The organism is Bradyrhizobium sp. 2TAF36 (assembly GCF_052114925.1).
In the GTDB taxonomy this organism is placed as follows: Bacteria; Pseudomonadota; Alphaproteobacteria; order Rhizobiales; family Xanthobacteraceae; genus Bradyrhizobium; species Bradyrhizobium barranii.
In genome coordinates, this window is record NZ_JBFRFR010000017.1 from 36,652 (window position 1) to 53,163 (window position 16,512).

At 64.8% G+C, this 16,512-nt stretch carries 13 protein-coding genes; 6 read left to right on the top strand and 7 right to left on the bottom strand.

The annotated features are described in order from the left end of the window. The first annotated feature begins 166 nt into the window (after nt 1-166). The 3 genes from AB4Z51_RS12005 (at nt 167) to AB4Z51_RS12015 (ending at nt 4,413) form a co-directional block, all read left to right on the top strand. The gene (locus AB4Z51_RS12005) at nt 167-892 is read left to right on the top strand and encodes an outer membrane protein (RefSeq protein WP_441497444.1); all 726 of its coding nucleotides are present in this window, start codon (nt 167-169) and stop codon (nt 890-892) included. A 167-nt stretch (nt 893-1,059) separates the two neighbouring features. After that, nucleotides 1,060-3,216, top strand: coding sequence for a methyl-accepting chemotaxis protein (locus AB4Z51_RS12010; protein WP_441497445.1), 2,157 nt, complete (start codon nt 1,060-1,062; stop codon nt 3,214-3,216). Nucleotides 3,217-3,351: 135 nt separating this feature from the next. Next, nucleotides 3,352-4,413, top strand: a complete 1,062-nt coding sequence (locus AB4Z51_RS12015; protein ID WP_441497446.1) for an MBL fold metallo-hydrolase — start codon at nt 3,352-3,354, stop codon at nt 4,411-4,413. Nucleotides 4,414-4,522: 109 nt separating this feature from the next. Here the strand turns inward: AB4Z51_RS12015 and aroQ are convergent, their stop codons facing one another. From aroQ to AB4Z51_RS12035, 4 genes are read right to left on the bottom strand one after another with little or no spacing between them, the layout of a single operon-like run. Then, nucleotides 4,523-4,954, bottom strand: a complete 432-nt coding sequence (aroQ, locus tag AB4Z51_RS12020; RefSeq protein ID WP_441497447.1) for a type II 3-dehydroquinate dehydratase — start codon at nt 4,952-4,954, stop codon at nt 4,523-4,525. A 19-nt stretch (nt 4,955-4,973) separates the two neighbouring features. Continuing rightward, nucleotides 4,974-6,254 carry a TRAP transporter large permease gene (locus tag AB4Z51_RS12025; RefSeq protein WP_441497448.1) on the bottom strand — a complete coding sequence of 427 codons (1,281 nt, stop codon included), beginning with the start codon at nt 6,252-6,254 and terminating at the stop codon, nt 4,974-4,976. Further along, entirely contained in the window at nt 6,251-6,799 is a 549-nt protein-coding gene (locus AB4Z51_RS12030; RefSeq protein WP_441497480.1) for a TRAP transporter small permease, read from the bottom strand. Before AB4Z51_RS12030 ends, AB4Z51_RS12025 begins: the two co-directional genes overlap by 4 nt. Before the next feature lie 25 nt (nt 6,800-6,824). Further along, nucleotides 6,825-7,853, bottom strand: a complete 1,029-nt coding sequence (locus AB4Z51_RS12035) for a TRAP transporter substrate-binding protein (protein WP_441497449.1) — start codon at nt 7,851-7,853, stop codon at nt 6,825-6,827. 158 nt (nt 7,854-8,011) lie between these two features. Here AB4Z51_RS12035 and AB4Z51_RS12040 point away from each other — a divergent pair, with 158 nt between their 5' ends. The 3 genes from AB4Z51_RS12040 to AB4Z51_RS12050 all read left to right on the top strand — a co-directional run bounded on the left by AB4Z51_RS12040 (nt 8,012) and on the right by AB4Z51_RS12050 (nt 13,968). Beyond that, nucleotides 8,012-8,746 carry a GntR family transcriptional regulator gene (locus tag AB4Z51_RS12040; RefSeq protein WP_441497450.1) on the top strand — a complete coding sequence of 245 codons (735 nt, stop codon included), beginning with the start codon at nt 8,012-8,014 and terminating at the stop codon, nt 8,744-8,746. A 198-nt stretch (nt 8,747-8,944) separates the two neighbouring features. Beyond that, nucleotides 8,945-10,174, top strand: a complete 1,230-nt coding sequence (gene hemA, locus AB4Z51_RS12045) for a 5-aminolevulinate synthase (protein WP_071916882.1) — start codon at nt 8,945-8,947, stop codon at nt 10,172-10,174. Between the two features lie 284 nt (nt 10,175-10,458). After that, on the top strand, nt 10,459-13,968 hold the full coding sequence (locus AB4Z51_RS12050; protein WP_441497451.1) for a PAS domain-containing hybrid sensor histidine kinase/response regulator: 3,510 nt from the start codon (nt 10,459-10,461) through the stop codon (nt 13,966-13,968). A gap of 7 nt (nt 13,969-13,975) precedes the next feature. On the opposite strand, the gene AB4Z51_RS12055 is transcribed toward AB4Z51_RS12050, so the two are convergent. The 3 genes from AB4Z51_RS12055 to AB4Z51_RS12065 form a co-directional block, all read right to left on the bottom strand. Beyond that, nucleotides 13,976-14,800, bottom strand: coding sequence for an SDR family NAD(P)-dependent oxidoreductase (locus AB4Z51_RS12055; protein WP_441497452.1), 825 nt, complete (start codon nt 14,798-14,800; stop codon nt 13,976-13,978). A gap of 17 nt (nt 14,801-14,817) precedes the next feature. Next, nucleotides 14,818-15,381, bottom strand: a complete 564-nt coding sequence (locus AB4Z51_RS12060; protein WP_247316307.1) for a cytochrome P460 family protein — start codon at nt 15,379-15,381, stop codon at nt 14,818-14,820. A gap of 72 nt (nt 15,382-15,453) precedes the next feature. Then, nucleotides 15,454-16,482, bottom strand: coding sequence for an alpha/beta fold hydrolase (locus AB4Z51_RS12065; protein ID WP_441497453.1), 1,029 nt, complete (start codon nt 16,480-16,482; stop codon nt 15,454-15,456). Between the last annotated feature and the right edge of the window lie 30 nt (nt 16,483-16,512).

The following is a 16,512-nucleotide window of genomic DNA, read 5'->3' on the forward strand; positions in this document are numbered from 1 at the left end:
TTAAGCCGGCATTAAGCACGAAAATCATTTACAGCCCAATAAGTTAGGTTGGCTGTCGCTGTGCCACGGATGTGACAGCATTTTCGTCAAAAGCGAGCTATCTGCAAAACCAACGACGGCGCGGACAGCGCGCCTGCCGGGGACCAAAGTGCTGGAGTTCAAGACGATGAAGAAGATTTTGTTTGCAACCGTTGCGCTGCTCGTGGTGAGCGCTGCCGCGCCGGCCGTCGGCGCCGATCTCGGCAACCGCAACTATTACAAGGCGCCCGCGCCGGCCTATGCCGCGCCGATCTACAACTGGACGGGCTTCTATATCGGCGGCCATGTCGGCGGCGCGTTCTCCAGCGACAACAATTTCAACGGCCTCTCCACCGGCAACAACGGCAACGGCCGTTTCCTCGGCGGCGTGCAGGTCGGTGCTGACTGGCAGTTCAACCCGAACTTCTTGGTCGGCGTCGAAGGCCAGTATTCCTGGCTCTCCGGCAGCGTCGGCGCGGCGTTCCCGGGCGGCGTCGCCTACAGCAACGACCAGCGTGGCCTCGGCTCCATCACCGGCCGCGTCGGCTACACCTGGGGTCCCGGCCTGCTCTACGTGAAGGGCGGCTACGCCTATTCGGACAACAACGAGAAGGTGACGATTGGCGGCGTGCCGACCGGCTTCATCATCGATGGCGATCACCGCAACGGCTACACCGTCGGCGCCGGCCTCGAATACATGTTCGCCCCGAACTGGTCGGCCAAGGCCGAGTACCAGTACTACAATTTCGGCGACGCCCACTTCACCGCGGGCCCGCTGGTGGGCACCGGCAACTTCACGACCGACGACCACACCTTCAAGGCGGGCGTCAACTACCGCTTCAACTGGGCCAACTCGGCGGTCGCGCGCTACTGATCGCGCCTCCAAAAAATCTCTTCGCAATCAAGGGCCGGCAACTCTGCCGGCTCTTTCTTTTTCGCTGTGCGGAACAGGCGCAACCGATTGTGCAACTTGCGATTTTTTAACCCGACCCAGGGATACTCCGCGGCGAAAATATAAAGATCACGCGTGGGGGAATTTCGATGGCGATCCGTCTGGGTGCTGGCCGTGTCCTTGGCCGTCTCAAGCCTCGTTTCAAGATGCCAAGGTGGGGCGTGCGCGGCAGCCTGTTCGCCGCCTTCGCATTGATCGCGGGCATGGGCCTCGTCATCGCAGCCGGCGCCGGCTTCGTCTTCAATCACCTCGGCGCGACCATGATGGATCTGAGCGGCCGCGACATCCCGCGCCTCTCCGCCAGCCTGCAGCTCGCCTCGCAGAGCGCGACGCTCGCCGCGCAAGGCCCGGGCCTGCTGGCATCGCCCTCCGACGAGGCGCTGAAGGAACGCACCAAGAGCGTGAAGGACATCCAGCAGCTCGCCATGGCCAAGCTCGGCGAGATCATCGAGCTCGGCGCCGACAAGCAGATCGCAACCGCGCTGCGCGACACCGCCAAGAGCATCGACGAGGCGACCCAGAGCCTGGTGTCGGCCGCGCGCGAGCGGCTCGAGACCGGCGCGCTGCATGACAAGCAGTATGACGCGCTGCGCAAGGCCCAGCTCACCTTCGTCGGCGCGGCCGGTCCTGCGATGCTGGACGCACAGACGCGCCTGAACGCGATCCTCGGCGCGGCGGAAGTTTCCGCCGATGATGCGACTGAGGCTGCCCGCACCGTCTCCCAGGTCGCGACAATCTCCGCCAACGGCAATCTGATGGCCGCCGACATGATGGCGGCGCTGTCGGCCAACAACAGCGACACGCTGGAGGCGATCGAGAAGGAGTTCAAGGCGACGCGCGACCGCGTCAAGTCGAACCTCGAGGACCTCCCGAACATGCCCTCGATGCAGACGGTGCGCGACGCCGTGCAGAAGCTGTTCGCCTTCGGCGAGGGCAAGACCGGCGTGTTCAAGATCCGCCAGAAGGAGCTCGACGCCATCGACTACGGCCAGACCATTCTGGACGAGACCCGCAAGCTCAATGTCGGTCTCGGCATCAGCGTGCAGCAGCTCGTCGACGGCGTGCAGAAGGAGACCAACGCGTCGACCTTCCAGGCGCGCCAGGAGATCTCGCTCGCCACCACCGCGATGCTGGCGCTGGGCGCGCTGATGCTGGTCGGCTCGGCGCTGTTCGTCTGGCTCTATGTCGGCCGCAACATCCTGCGGCGGATCGGCGCGCTGCATCAGTCGATGCAGCTGCTCGCGAACGGCGACCTCGAGACCGAGATCTACCGCTCGAAGCACCACAATGACGAAATCTCGGTGATGGCGAACACGCTGCAGGTGTTCCGCGAGAGCATGATCGAGGCCCGCGCGATGTCGAGCGAGCAGGACAAGGACCGTGCCGCCAAGGCCGAGCGTGCCGCGCGCATGGAAGCGAAGATCGCCGAGTTCGAGGGCGCGGTACGCAACGCGCTCGACAATCTCGCGCAATCGGCCAATTCGATGCAGTCCACCGCGCAGAGCATGTCGAACACCGCCGACCAGTCCAACGCGCTGGTGAACGCGGTTGCCTCCGCCGCGGAGGAAACCTCGGTCAACGTGCAGACCGTGTCATCAGGCACCGAGCAGCTGTCGTCCTCGATCGAGGAGATCAGCAAGCAGGTCGTCACCTCGGCCGCGATCGCCAGGAAGGCGGTCGACGAGGCCGGCGCCACCGACACCACGGTGCAGAGCCTTGCCGACAGCGCGAGCCGCATCAGCGTCGTGGTCGACCTGATCCAGACCATCGCCTCGCAAACCAACCTGCTCGCGCTCAACGCCACCATCGAGGCGGCGCGCGCGGGCGAAGCCGGCCGCGGCTTCGCAGTGGTCGCCTCCGAGGTGAAGAGCCTCGCGAGCCAGACCGCCAAGGCGACGGAAGAGATCCGCACCCAGATCGCCAGCATGCAGCAAGTCACCACCTCGGCGGTGGGCGCCATCCAGGGCATCGGCCGGATCATCGGCGAGATCAACGACGTGACGACGACGATCGCCGCCGCGGTCGAGGAACAGGGCGCAGCCACCCGCGAAATCGCCCGCAACATCCAGCATGCCGCCGGCGGCACCAGCGAGGTCTCCAGCAACATCATCGGCGTCTCCACGGCGTCCGCGGAAGCCGGCGCGGCGGCGAGCGAAGTGCTGGGCGCCTCCGACGCGCTCCGCCGCGAAGCCGACATGCTGCGCGGAGAGATCGACGCGTTCCTCAACAATATGCGGGCGGCGTAAGCCACCGGCCCGTGGCCCGGATGGAGCGCCGCGTAATCCGGGCTACGGAAAACTGCTGGTATGACCGCCATGCGGAGACCACGGCCCGGCCTTTTTCGGCTGGCGCCCCGCGCCCGGCGGGTTTAAGCCGGTAGCATGAACCCGAAAACCGACACCGTGCAGTCCTCGGCCGAGGCCCTGCGCTATCCCTGGGACCAGCATCCCGGCCCCGAAGAGATCGTCGAGGTGCGTCCCGGCGTGTTGTGGGCGCGGCTGAAACTGCCGTTCCGCCTCAACCACGTAAACATCTACCTGCTCGCCGACGGCGACGGCTATGCCATGGTCGATGCCGGCTTCGGCAACGAGGAGACGATCGAGGCCTGGACCAGACTGTTCGAGGGGCCGCTGAAAGGCGTCAACATCACGCGCCTGATCGTTACGCATTCGCACCCCGATCACGTCGGCCTCGCGGGCTGGATCGTCGAGCGGTTCAACTGCCCGCTGGTGATGACGCAGGTCGAATATCTGCAATCGGTCTACCACCAGAACCGCGGCACCGAGGAGCGGCGCGAAGCCCAGCGGCTGTTCTTCCGCCGCCACGGCATGGACGAGTCGCTCACCGAAAAGCTGCTCGGCCGCGGCCAGGATTATCTCAAGCGCGTCTCGGTGCTGCCGCCGTCCTACCGCCGCATCTCGCACGGCGACGAGATCGTGATCGGCACCCGCCGCTTCAAGGTCATCACCGGTGGCGGGCACGCGCTCGACCAGGTGATGCTGTATTGCGCCGACGACAAGCTGTTCCTCTCCGCCGACCAGGTGCTGAGCAAGATCTCGCCGAATGTCAGCGTCTGGGCGGTCGAACCCGACCAGAACTCGCTCGGCGAATATCTGGCCTCGCTCGCGAGCCTGACCACCACCCTGCCCTACGATCTGCTGGTGCTGCCCGGCCACGGCGTGCCGTTCTATGGTCTGAAGACCCGCATCAAGCAGCTCGCCGATCACCACGAGGAGCGCTGCCGCCTGATCGCGGAAGCCTGCAGCGAGGTGCCGCAGACCTCGCGCGCCCTGGTGCCTGTCGTGTTCAACAAGCACGTGCTGGACGAACACCAGATGGGTTTTGCCGCCGGCGAGCTCGTCGCCCACGTCAACTACATGATCGTCGAGGGCCGGCTGACGGCGGAGACGAAAGACGGCGTGCTCCAGTTCCGGACGACGTGAGCCACGGCGTCATGGCCGGGCTTGTCCCGGCCATCCACGTTCTTTCAAGTCGAAACGAGTTCGTGGATGCCCGGGACAAGCCCGGGCATGACGAGCTTGTGGAAGCAGCTCACTTCATATTCGCGATCGCGTGCAGCGCCGCGACGTAGCCGAACGGGCCCAGCCCGCAGATCACACCGGTCGCCACGAACGAGATCTTGGAGTGGCGGTGATATTCGTCGCGGGCGTGGATGTTGGAGATGTGAACCTCCAGCACCGGGCCTTCGAAGGTCTTGATCGCGTCCATGATCGAGACCGAGGTGAAGGAAAGACCGGCCGGATTGATGATGATCGCATCGGCATCCTGCCGCGCCGACTGGATCAGATCGACCAGCACGCCTTCATGGTTGGACTGGTGGAAGRCGAGCTTGAGCCCGAGCTTGGCGGCTGCTTCCTCGCAGCTCGCATTGACCTGATCGAGCGTCGTGGTGCCGTAGATGTGCGGCTCGCGGATGCCGAGCATGTTGAGGTTGGGCCCGTTGAGGATCATCACGCGCTTCATGGACAGGTCCTTCTGGAAGTTAGCCACCGAACCACTTGGCCGGGCCGGTGACGAGAACGGGAAACAGCGTCAGCAAGGCTAGCACGACGAGCTGCGCGATCATGAAGGGCCAGACGCCGCGGATCAGATCATCCATCGAGACGCGGGCAACGCCACAGACGACGTTGAGCACGACGCCGACCGGCGGCGTGATCAGGCCGATCGCATTGTTGATGATGAAGAGCACGCCGAAATAGACGGGGTCGATGCCGGCCTGCTTGACGATCGCCATCAGGATCGGCGTCAGGATCAGGATCGTCGGCGTCATGTCCAGCGCGGTGCCGACGATGACGACGATAATCATCAGAACGAAGGTGAGGAGGGTCTTGTTGCCCGCGAACGGTTGCACGAGCGCCACGATCTGGTCGGAGATCTCGGCAACCGTGATCAGCCAGGACGATACCAGCGCCGCGGCGACGAGGAACATCACGACAGCCGTGGTCTGCGCGGTCGAGACTAGCAGTGCCGGCAGTTGCGCGGGCCTGAGCTCGCGATAGACGCCCATCGCCACCACCAGCGAGTAGACGGCGACGACGACGGCCGCTTCCGTCGGCGTGAAGATACCGAAGCGCAGGCCGAAAATAATGATCATCGGCAGCATCAGGGCCCAGAAGCCGTCGATCAGCGCGCGCCAGATCTCGGCGATGCTCTTGCGCGGCAGGCGCGCCGGGTTCTCCTTGCGCACCACCCACCACCAGGCAAAGCATAGGCCGACGCCGAGCAGCAGGCCCGGCACGATGCCGGCCAGAAACAGCTTCGAGATCGAGACATTGGCGGCGACGCCGAAGATGACGAAGCCGATCGACGGAGGAATGACGGGCGCGATGATCCCGCCGGCAGCGACGAGGCCAGCCGCACTGGCGCGATTGTGGCCGGCGGCGGCCATCATCGGCACCAGCAGCGCACCGAGCGCCGCGGCGTCCGCGACCGCCGAGCCCGAGAGCGAGGCCAGGATGCATGACGTCAGGATCGCGACATAGCCGAGCCCGCCGCGGAAATGGCCGACCAGCGCGATCGCGAAGTTGAGGATACGGCGCGCAAGGCCACCGGTGTTCATGACTTCGCCGGCAAGGATGAAGAACGGCACCGCCATCAACGGAAAGGAATCGACGCCGTTGATGACGTTCTGCGCGATGATCTGGGAATCGAACATCGCGAGATAGGTCATCAACGCGATGCCGCAGATGATCAGCGCAAACGCGATCGGCATGCCGATCGCCATGGCGCCGAGCAGCGAGAAGGTGAAGACGGCGACAGTCATGCCTGCTGCTTTCCGCTCGCGGCGCCAGGAGAATGCGGGAGCTCCTCGGATTCGCTGATGGCGATCAGATCGGCATCGGCGACCTGCCCGGTCACGAGCCGATAGAGCTCGTGCACGATGATCACGCAGGAGGAAGCGCCGAATACGATCCCGGCAGCATAGAACAGGCCGACTGAGAGCCCCGAGGCGGGCGCCACCGTATCCCAGTTCAACACCGTCTGCTTCCAGGAGCCTTCCGTCAGCAGCACGGAGGCGTAGAGCATCAGCGCGTGGCTGAGGCCGTAGCAGACCTTGCGGCCGAACGGCGACAGCACCTTGACGAGGCTGTCGACGCCGAGATGGGCATGCTCCTTCAGGCCGATGATCGCGCCCAGAAACACCATCCACACGAACAGCCAGCGCGACAGCTCTTCCGAGATCGCGATACCGGAATTGAAGCCGTAGCGCAGCACGACGTTGCCGAACACCAGCACCACCATGGCGGCGAGCAGCACCGCGATCACCGCGCGGAGCAGCCAGAAATAGGCGTTGACCATCGTTTTCATCATGTCCGTCCTGCTGCGCGTCGGCTTACGGCTTCAAAGCGTGCACGCGGTCGAGCTCACTGTTGAACAGCTTGACGATGGCGGGGTCGTAGTCGGCCGAGAATTTTTCCGCGATCGGCTTTGTCTTCTCGCGCATGCGATCGAGCTCGGCGGGTGCGATCTCGTTGACCGCCATGCCCTTGGACTTGAGCTCGTCGATCGCGGCAGCGGCCTGCTCGCGGCTGACCTTGCGCTGGTAGTCGCGCGCCTCGATGGCCGCGTCCTGCAAGATCTTCTGCTCGTCGGGCGAAAGCCCGTCCCAGAACTTCTTGCTGATCAGGATGATGTTGGTCGAGTAGGTATGGTTGGTGACGCTGAGATACTTTTGCACCTCGAAGAACTTGTTCGACAGGATCACGGAGAACGGGTTCTCCTGGCCGTCGACGGTGCCCGTCTCCAGCGCGCTATAGAGCTCCGAGAAACTCATCGGCACCGGGTTGGCGTTGAAGGCCTTGAAGGTCTCCAGATAGACCGGGTTCGGGATCACACGGATCTTGATGCCGCCGAGGTCCTCGCCCTTGGTGATGGCACGCTTGCTGTTGGTGACGTTGCGGAAGCCGAGATCCCAATAAGCGAGACCAACCAGCCCCTTCTCAGACAGCTTTGCCAGCAGCGCTGCGCCGAGCGGACCATCGAGCAAGGCGTCGGCCTGCTGCGGCGTCGAGACGATGAAGGGGAAATCGATCAGGCCGTAATCCTTGACGATGCCGACCAGCGACGTCGTCGCCGGCGACTGCATCTCCTGGGTGCCGGCGCGCAGCGCCGATTGCTGCTGCATCTCGCTGCCCAGCTGATTGGCCGGATATTCGCGCACCTTGATCTTGCCGCCGCTCTTCGCCGCGACGATCTCGGCGAATTTCTGCACGCCTTTGCTGACGGGATGGTCGGTGTTGTTGAGGTGCCCCCAGCGGATGGTGCGCTCCTGAATGGCCTGCGCCGAGGCCGGCCCCATCGCGCCCAAGGCGACCGCGCCGATCGCCGCCACCAAAGCCAGACCTTTGAACCGAACGGGCATCGCTCCCTCCCCTGTTGATCTCGTTCTTAGGGACAGGAACGTCTTATATGACGAATTATAAATCAACCTATATTTTTGATTTTGTCTGATATTACATGAAACACTTGATAAAGTTTCGAAATTTGGCAAAACGCACGTCCAACGCGCTAGAATGAGGCATGGACACCCTTCCCGACACGACAGCCGAGACGGTGGGCGACAGCGCCTACCGCCGCATCCGCACCGACCTGATCTTCGGCAAGCTGACGCCGGGGCAGAAGCTGAAGCTCGAGCGGATGAGCGGCGCCTATGGCACCAGCATCTCGACGCTGCGCGAGACGCTGAACCGGCTGTGCTCGGAAGGTTTTGTCGTCGCCGAAGGCCAGCGCGGCTTCGAGGTCGCGCCGATCTCGGCAACCGAATTCCAGGAGATCGCGGAGCTGCGCGAGCTGCTCGAGAGCCACATGATCGAGAAGTCGTTTGCGGCCGGCGATCTCGACTGGGAGGCGCACATCGTCTCGGCGCATCACAAGCTCGCGGCGATGGAGCGGATGCTGCTGTCAGGCGAGCGGTCCGATGCGGAAAGCTGGAAACAGTGCGATTTCCAGTTTCATCGCGCGCTCGTCGCGGCCTGCGGCTCGAAGGTGCTGCTCGATGCGCATGCCGCGGTCTATGACCGCTATCTGCGCTACCAGATGATCGCCGTGGTGTTCCGCGGCGAGATGGCTGCTTCCGAGCATCGCGAGCTGAAAGAGCTGGCGCTGAAGCGCGACGCCAAGGGCGCGAACAAGGTGCTGCACACCCACATCCATGATTGCGTGGCGCATGCCTTGCGCAATTCGGATTGGTTAAAGCCGGTGGCCGCCRTCAAGGACGCGCGGAGCGAGCCGCGCAAGAAGGCCAAGGCCGGGTAGACCCGCAGCGCCGCCGATGGTGCAAAGCAACATTGCCTCTCGCGCGAACTTGATCGGGATCAAGTTTCAAATCGCACGATAGGGCATTTTGCCCAAATGCTCCCCATGCCCAAATGTGGGATAGCGCATAGACTCTAGAGCTGGAAAAGCTCTAAGAAGATGCGCCCTTTTTGGTCAGTTCCGTCTTAGGTTTTGCCGATGGATTACGCCCAGTTCTTCAATACCGCCCTCGATCGTCTCCACACCGAGCGGCGCTACCGCGTGTTCGCCGATCTCGAACGCATCGCCGGCCGGTTCCCGCATGCGCTGTGGCACTCGCCGAAGGGCAAACGCGACGTCGTGATCTGGTGCTCCAACGATTATCTCGGCATGGGCCAGCACCCGAAGGTGGTCGGCGCCATGGTCGAAACCGCGACCCGCGTCGGCACCGGCGCAGGCGGCACCCGCAACATCGCCGGCACCCATCATCCGCTGGTGCAGCTCGAGGCCGAGCTCGCCGATCTCCACGGCAAGGAAGCGTCGCTGCTGTTCACCTCGGGCTATGTCTCGAACCAGACCGGCATCGCGACCATCGCGAAGCTCATTCCGAACTGCCTGATCCTGTCGGACGAGCTCAACCACAATTCGATGATCGAGGGCATCCGCCAGTCCGCCTGCGAGCGCGTCGTGTTCCGCCACAACGACCTCGCCGACCTCGAAGAGAAGTTGAAGGCCGCAGGTCCGAACCGGCCGAAGCTGATCGCCTGCGAAAGCCTCTATTCGATGGACGGCGACGTCGCCCCGCTCGCCAAGATCTGCGATCTCGCCGAGAAATATGGCGCGATGACCTATGTCGACGAGGTCCATGCCGTCGGCATGTACGGCCCGCGCGGCGGCGGCATCGCCGAGCGTGACGGCGTCATGCATCGCATCGACATTCTCGAAGGTACGCTGGCCAAGGCGTTCGGCTGCCTCGGCGGCTACATCGCCGCCAACGGCCAGATCATCGACGCCGTGCGCTCCTACGCGCCGGGCTTCATCTTCACCACCGCGCTGCCGCCGGCGATCTGCTCGGCCGCGACCGCCGCGATCAAGCATCTGAAGACCTCGAACTGGGAGCGCGAGCGCCACCAGGACCGCGCCGCCCGCGTCAAGGCGATCCTCAATGCTGCCGGCCTGCCTGTGATGTCGAGCGACACCCATATTGTGCCACTGTTCATCGGCGATGCCGAGAAGTGCAAGCAGGCGTCCGACCTGCTGCTAGAACAGCACGGCATCTACATTCAGCCGATCAACTATCCGACGGTGGCCAAGGGCACCGAACGCCTGCGCATCACACCCTCGCCCTATCACGACGACGGCTTGATCGATCAGCTCGCCGAAGCGCTCTTGCAGGTGTGGGACCGCCTGGGTCTGCCGCTCAAGCAAAAGTCGCTGGCGGCGGAGTAGGTCTGCTTCCACCCTCCCTTGGAGGGAGACGGGGTGGGGTGACAGTCTCTCCACCTCTGACGCTGCTCGTGTGGAAAGATGACCCCACCCCGATCGCGCTTCGCGCGATCGACCCTCCCCCTCCAGGGAGGGTAAGCGGGATCCGCGTCCGCTCGCACCTTAACGACAACCCCAGTTCCCGCCCCGGTACGGCATTTCGCTGTCGCTTGCGACCGCCCAACGCGCTAGATTTGCAGGGAAAATGAGTTCGGGCGCCCCCGCGCCCAGGGAGAAGCGCGCTCGCCATGCTGCACGACTGGGGCGTGATCGCTGCCGCCTTCGGCTATATCGGCTTCCTGTTCCTGGTGGCGAGCCACGGCGACCGCCGCTCGCCGGCCGGGCGCGGCCGCGCGTCCGGGCTGATCTATCCGCTGTCGTTGGCGATCTATTGCACCTCCTGGACCTTCTTCGGCTCGGTCGGCTTCGCCACCCGCGCCTCGACCGACTTCCTCGCCATCTATGTCGGCCCGATCCTGATGATCGGGCTCGGCGCCGGCGTCCTGCGCCGCGTGATCCAGCTCGCGAAAGCGCACAACATCACCTCGATCGCCGACTTCATCGGCGCGCGCTACGGCAAGAGCCAGGCGRTGGCGGCGACGGTGGCGCTGATCGCGATCATCGGCTCGGTGCCCTACATCGCGCTCCAGCTCAAGGCGGTCGCCTCCTCGCTCGAAACGATCCTGAGCGAGGACCAGGCGTTCTCCCACATCCCGATCCTCGGCGACATGGCGCTGATGGTGACGCTGGCGATGGCCGCCTTTGCCGTGCTGTTCGGCACGCGGCAGACCGACGCCACCGAGCACCAGCACGGACTGATGCTGGCGGTCGCAACCGAATCCATCATCAAGCTGATCGCCTYCCTTGCCGCCGGCATCTTCGTCACCTTCTGGATGTTCTCGCCACACGAATTGATCGAGCGCGCGATGAGGACGCCGGAGGCGGTGCGCGCCATCAACTATTCGCCGTCGATCGGCAACTTCCTCACCATGACGCTGCTGTCGCTCTGCGCGATCATGCTGCTGCCCCGCCAGTTCCACGTCAGCGTGGTCGAAAACTCCTCGGATGCCGAGGTCAGCCGCGCGCGCTGGCTGTTCCCGTTCTATCTCGTCGCCATCAATTTGTTCGTGATCCCGATCGCGCTCGCTGGCCTCGTCACCTTTCCGTTCGGCGCGGTCGAACCGGACATGTATGTGCTGGCGCTGCCGATGGAGGGCGGCGCGGGACTTCTCAGCGTCGCCGTCTTCGTCGGGGGGCTGTCGGCGGCGACCGCGATGGTGATCGTCGAATGCGTCGCGCTCTCCATCATGGTCTCGAACGACCTCGTGGTGCCATTGGTGCTGCAGCGGCGGCCGGAGGGGCGCACCGGCGGCGCCGATTTCAGCGACTTCCTGCTGCGCTCGCGGCGCCTTGCGATCTTCGCCATCATGGTGATGGCCTATTTCTACTACCGCGCACTCGGCAACACCCAGCTTGCGGCGATCGGCCTGCTCTCCTTTGCCGCCATCGCCCAGCTCGCGCCCAGCTTCTTCGGCGGGCTGTTGTGGCGGCGCGCCACCGCGCGCGGCGCCATCGGCGGCATGCTGGTCGGCTTCGCGGTGTGGCTCTACACGCTGTTCATCCCGAGCTTCATGGATTCCTCGACGGCGGGAATCCTGCTGCTCCAGCACGGCCCGTTCGGCATCGAGGTCTTGCGGCCGCAGGCGCTGTTCGGCGCCGACCTGCCGCCGCTGATGCACGGCGTGATCTGGTCGCTGTCGCTCAACATCCTGACCTATGTGCTGTTGTCGCTGGCGCGGCGGCCGTCTTCGATCGAGCTGGTGCAAGCCGATCTGTTCGTACCGAACACGCTCGCGCCGATCTCCCCGAACTTCCGCCGCTGGCGTACCACCGTTACGGTGCAGGACATCCAGACCACGGTCGCGCAATATCTCGGACCCGACCGCGCCCGGCATTCGTTCGAGGCATTTTCGGTGYGGCGCAATGTACGCCTGGAATCCGGGGCGCCCGCCGATTTCGAGCTGCTGCAGCACGCCGAGCACCTGATCGCCTCTTCGATCGGCGCGGCCTCCTCGCGGCTCGTGATGTCGCTGCTGCTGCGCAAGCGGACGGTCTCGGCGAAAGCGGCGCTGAAACTGCTCGACGATTCCCACGCGGCGCTGCATTTCAATCGCGAGATCCTCCAGACCGCGCTCAACCATGTCCGCCAGGGCATCGCCGTGTTCGACGCCGATCTGCAACTGATCTGCTCCAACCGGCAGTTCGGCGATCTCCTGAACGTGCCGCCGCATTTCATCCAGTTCGGCACGCCATTGCGTGAAATCCTGGAATTCATGGGCGTGAGCGAGCCGGACAATCCGGTCGAGCGCGAAGCCATGCTGGAGCGGCGGCTCGCGGCTTACACCACCGACGGCGAGCCTTATCTCGAGCGCCTGCCCGACCGCCACATGGTGATCGAGATTTTGACCAACCGCATGCCCGGCGGTGGCTTCGTCATCACCTTCACCGATGTCACCCCCACGTTCGAGGCCGCCGAAGCACTGGAGCGCGCCAACGCGACGCTCGAAAAGCGGGTGCGCGACCGCACCGAGGAGCTGACCCGGCTGAATTCCGAGCTGGCGCTGGCCAAGAGCGCGGCCGAGGACGCCAGCATCTCCAAGACGCGATTCCTGGCGGCAGCCAGCCACGACATCCTCCAGCCCCTGAACGCGGCGCGGCTGTATGTCACCAGCCTGGTCGAACGCCAGCACAGCGGCGAGGAGACGCGGCTGGTCGAGAACATCGACGAATCGCTCCAGGCGATCGAGGAGATCCTCGGTGCACTGCTCGACATATCGCGGCTGGATGCCGGCGCGATGACGACCTCGATCTCGAGCTTCAAGATGGCCGATTTGATGCGCTCGCTGGAGATCGAGTTTGCACCGATCGCACGTGCCAAGAACCTCGAGCTCGCCTTCGTGCCCTGCTCGCTGCCGGTCGAGTCCGACCGGCTGTTGCTGCGGCGCCTGCTCCAGAACCTGATCTCCAACGCGATCAAATACACCCCGCGCGGACGCGTGCTGGTCGGCTGCCGCCGCCAGGGCCCTTCGCTGAAAATCTGCGTCTACGACACCGGCGTCGGCATCCCGCCGGTCAAGCGCGGCGAGATCTTCAAGGAATTCCACCGCCTCGAACAGGGCGCGCGGATCGCCCGCGGCCTTGGACTCGGCCTCTCGATCGTCGAGCGTCTTGCACGCGTGCTCAAGCACGGCATCGCCATCGACGGCAACAAGAGCGGCGGCTCGGTCTTCTCCGTGACAGTGCCGACAGCCAAGGCGATCACCCACACCGCGGCCGTCACCAGCGCGACGCCGCTGGCGCGTAGGCCGATCTCGGGCGCCCTCATCGTCTGCATCGAGAACGATGCGGCGATCCTCGACGGCATGCGCACGCTGCTGAAGGCCTGGGACGCCGAGGTGATCGCGGTCGCCGACCCCGAGGGCGCGATCGCCGCGATCGAAGGCGCGGGCCGCCGCGTCACCGGCCTGCTGGTCGATTATCACCTCGATCGCGGCAACGGCATTGCCGCCATCCGCGACATCCGCCGCCGCTTCGGCGACGGCATCCCCGCGATCCTGATCACCGCCGACCGCAGCCCCGCGGTGCAGGTCGCCGCGCGCGAGGAAAACGTCGCGGTGCTCAACAAGCCGGTGAAGCCGGCCTCGCTGCGCGCCCTGCTGGGACAGTGGCGCACGCAGCAGATGGTGGCGGCGGAGTGAGACGCGGTCAGTAGTCGGTCGAGACGCTGAGCGCGCGCCACCTCTCGAGCTCTTCGAGGCGTTGCCGGTCCGTCGCCGCGATGGCGTTCACGGCGTCGCTGCCGAACGCGATCCGCAGCGGCGGGCTGTCCATGTCGACGAGCTCCAGCACGACGGCGGCGGCCTTCGCCGGATCGCCCGGCTGGCGGCCATCATAATCGCGCTGCATCCTGACGGCCGCTCCAACGACGGCGTCGTACTCCGCCCGCCCTTCGCCGGTCGCATGCGCGGACTGCGCAAAGCCCGTACGGAAGCCGCCGGGTTCGACGATCGTCACGTGCACGCCGATCAACGCCATCTCGCGTGCCAGCGATTCCGAAAAGCCCTCGATGCCCCATTTCGCGGCCGAATAGGCCGCGCGTGCGGGGGCTCCGATCCGTCCGCCGACGGATGAGAATTGCACGATATGCCCGCGGCGCTGCCGGCGCAGCACGGGGATCGCCGCCTTGGTGACGATGATGGTGCCGAGCAGATTGACCTCGATCTGCTGACGGAACGAGGCCAGGCTCGTGTCCTCGACCGATCCGAGATCGCCATAGCCGGCATTGTTCACGACCACATCGACGCCGCCGAACGCCTCCACGGCGAGGCCGATGGCCACTTGCGCGGCCGCCTCGTCAGTCACGTCGAGCGTTGCGAGCCGCAGTCTTTCCCCAAAGCGTTCCCGCAGCGATTCGAGCGGACCGAGATTCCGGGCAGTGGCAACCACCCGGTGGCCCGCCGCAAGCGCGGCTTCCGTGATCGCACGCCCGAGCCCGCGCGAGCTGCCGCTGATGAACCAGATCTTTGACACGGTGGGCTCCTGACCGCTCAAGGCGCAAGCCGGGTGAAGACGTAGTCGTGGCTCTTCGCGCGGGCGTCATGGCAGGCGAAGCAGGTGCGGTGCTGGGCCTCGTCGACCGGCTTGCCATTGATGAAACGGCCAAAGCCCCAACCGCCGGTGGACGCATATTTCCTGGAATCCTTGACCATCACCTGCACCGTGGTGGCCGCGCCGGGGATCGTCGCGGATGCGAATTCCGGTGACTGTTTCCGTTTCCAGGCGCGCTTGACCAGAATGGTGCCATCGGGGAACGGAAGTTTTCCGGCCTGATAAGCATCGATCGCGGTCTGGTTGCCGACAACGGCGCGAAGCTCATCGAGCGGTGCCGCCTCTTCGGCCGGCGCGATCAGCTCCCACTGCTTGTAACCCGCAGGAATCGTGACGCCGAAGATCGGCGAAGCGTCTGCCGTGTTGCCTTGTGCCGGTCCCTCGGCAAGAGCAATCGAGACCAGATAGGGCACGCAAGTCAGGAGAACGACGAGAAGGAGCGCGGCAAGCGTGAGAGCCGTCGCGTAAGAGCGCTTTTTCTTGTCAGGTTCGATGGACGTCATGACGTTCCTTCATGCTGGGATCGCGGCATAGCCTCGGTCCAGCCGCGCTGGACCGAGGCATCGAATGAACGCTCAGGCGCCGTCGGCGTCGATGACGGCCTTGGCGAAGGCTTGCGGCGCTTCCTGCGGCAGATTGTGGCCGATGCCGCCGGTGATCAGGCGGAAGTCGTACCGGCCTGAGAACCTCTTGGCATAGGCGCTGGGGTCGGGATGCGGCGCACCGTTGGCGTCGCCTTCCATCGTGATCGTCGGGACGCTGATCACCGGAGCTGCAGCGAGCTTCTTTTCGAGCTCCTCGTATTTGGCTTCGCCCTGGGCGAGCCCGAGCCGCCAGCGGTAATTGTGGATCGTGATGGCGACATGATCCTTGTTATCTAGCGCCGCCGCGCTCCGGTTAAAGGTCGCGTCGTCGAATTTCCATTGCGGCGAGGCGAGCTTCCAGATCAGTTTTGCGAAATCATGCGTGTACTTCTCGTATCCGGCGCGGCCGCGCTCGGTCGCGAAATAGAACTGATACCACCATTGCAGCTCGGCCGACGGCGGCAGCGGCGCGTTGCCCGCGGCCTGGCTGGAGATCAGATAGCCGCTGACCGACACCAGCGCGCGGCAGCGATCCGGCCACAACGCAGCGATGATATCGGCGGTGCGCGCGCCCCAGTCGAACCCGGCGATAACAGCCTTCTTGATGTCGAGCTTGTCCATCAGCGCGATGATGTCGACGGCCATGGCCGCGGGCTCGCCGTTGCGCGGCGTCTCGCTGGAAAGGAAATGCGTCGAGCCGTAGCCGCGCAGATAAGGGATGATCACGCGATAGCCGGCCTTTGCCAGGATCGGCGCGACATCGACGAAGGCGTGAATGTCGTAAGGCCAGCCGTGCAGCAGGATCGCCACGGGACCGTTCGAGGGACCTGCCTCCGCATAGCCGACATTGAGGACGCCGGCGTCGATCTGCTTGATCGGACCGAACGACGCATTCGATGCGGACGACTTCGGCGCGTCCGTTTCGGCACGGGCGAGGTCGATCACGCCGAGACCGACGGCGACGGTTCCCGCGGCGACGCCGAAAAATTTGCGGCGGTGCTGGTCGATGATCTGTTTCATGGTGGTGCTACCTTGTGGATGGATGGTTGG

Bases quoted from the DNA above. Each gene is read 5' to 3' on its own strand.
- AB4Z51_RS12060 (WP_247316307.1), bottom strand. From the start codon at position 15,381: ATGACGTCCATCGAACCTGACAAGAAAAAGCGCTCTTACGCGACGGCT.
- AB4Z51_RS12005 (WP_441497444.1), top strand. From the start codon at position 167: ATGAAGAAGATTTTGTTTGCAACCGTTGCGCTGCTCGTGGTGAGCGCT.
- AB4Z51_RS12025 (WP_441497448.1), bottom strand. From the start codon at position 6,254: ATGACTGTCGCCGTCTTCACCTTCTCGCTGCTCGGCGCCATGGCGATC.
- hemA (WP_071916882.1), top strand. From the start codon at position 8,945: ATGGATTACGCCCAGTTCTTCAATACCGCCCTCGATCGTCTCCACACC.
- AB4Z51_RS12035 (WP_441497449.1), bottom strand. From the start codon at position 7,853: ATGCCCGTTCGGTTCAAAGGTCTGGCTTTGGTGGCGGCGATCGGCGCG.
- AB4Z51_RS12010 (WP_441497445.1), top strand. From the start codon at position 1,060: ATGGCGATCCGTCTGGGTGCTGGCCGTGTCCTTGGCCGTCTCAAGCCT.
- AB4Z51_RS12030 (WP_441497480.1), bottom strand. From the start codon at position 6,799: ATGAAAACGATGGTCAACGCCTATTTCTGGCTGCTCCGCGCGGTGATC.
- AB4Z51_RS12015 (WP_441497446.1), top strand. From the start codon at position 3,352: ATGAACCCGAAAACCGACACCGTGCAGTCCTCGGCCGAGGCCCTGCGC.
- AB4Z51_RS12065 (WP_441497453.1), bottom strand. From the start codon at position 16,482: ATGAAACAGATCATCGACCAGCACCGCCGCAAATTTTTCGGCGTCGCC.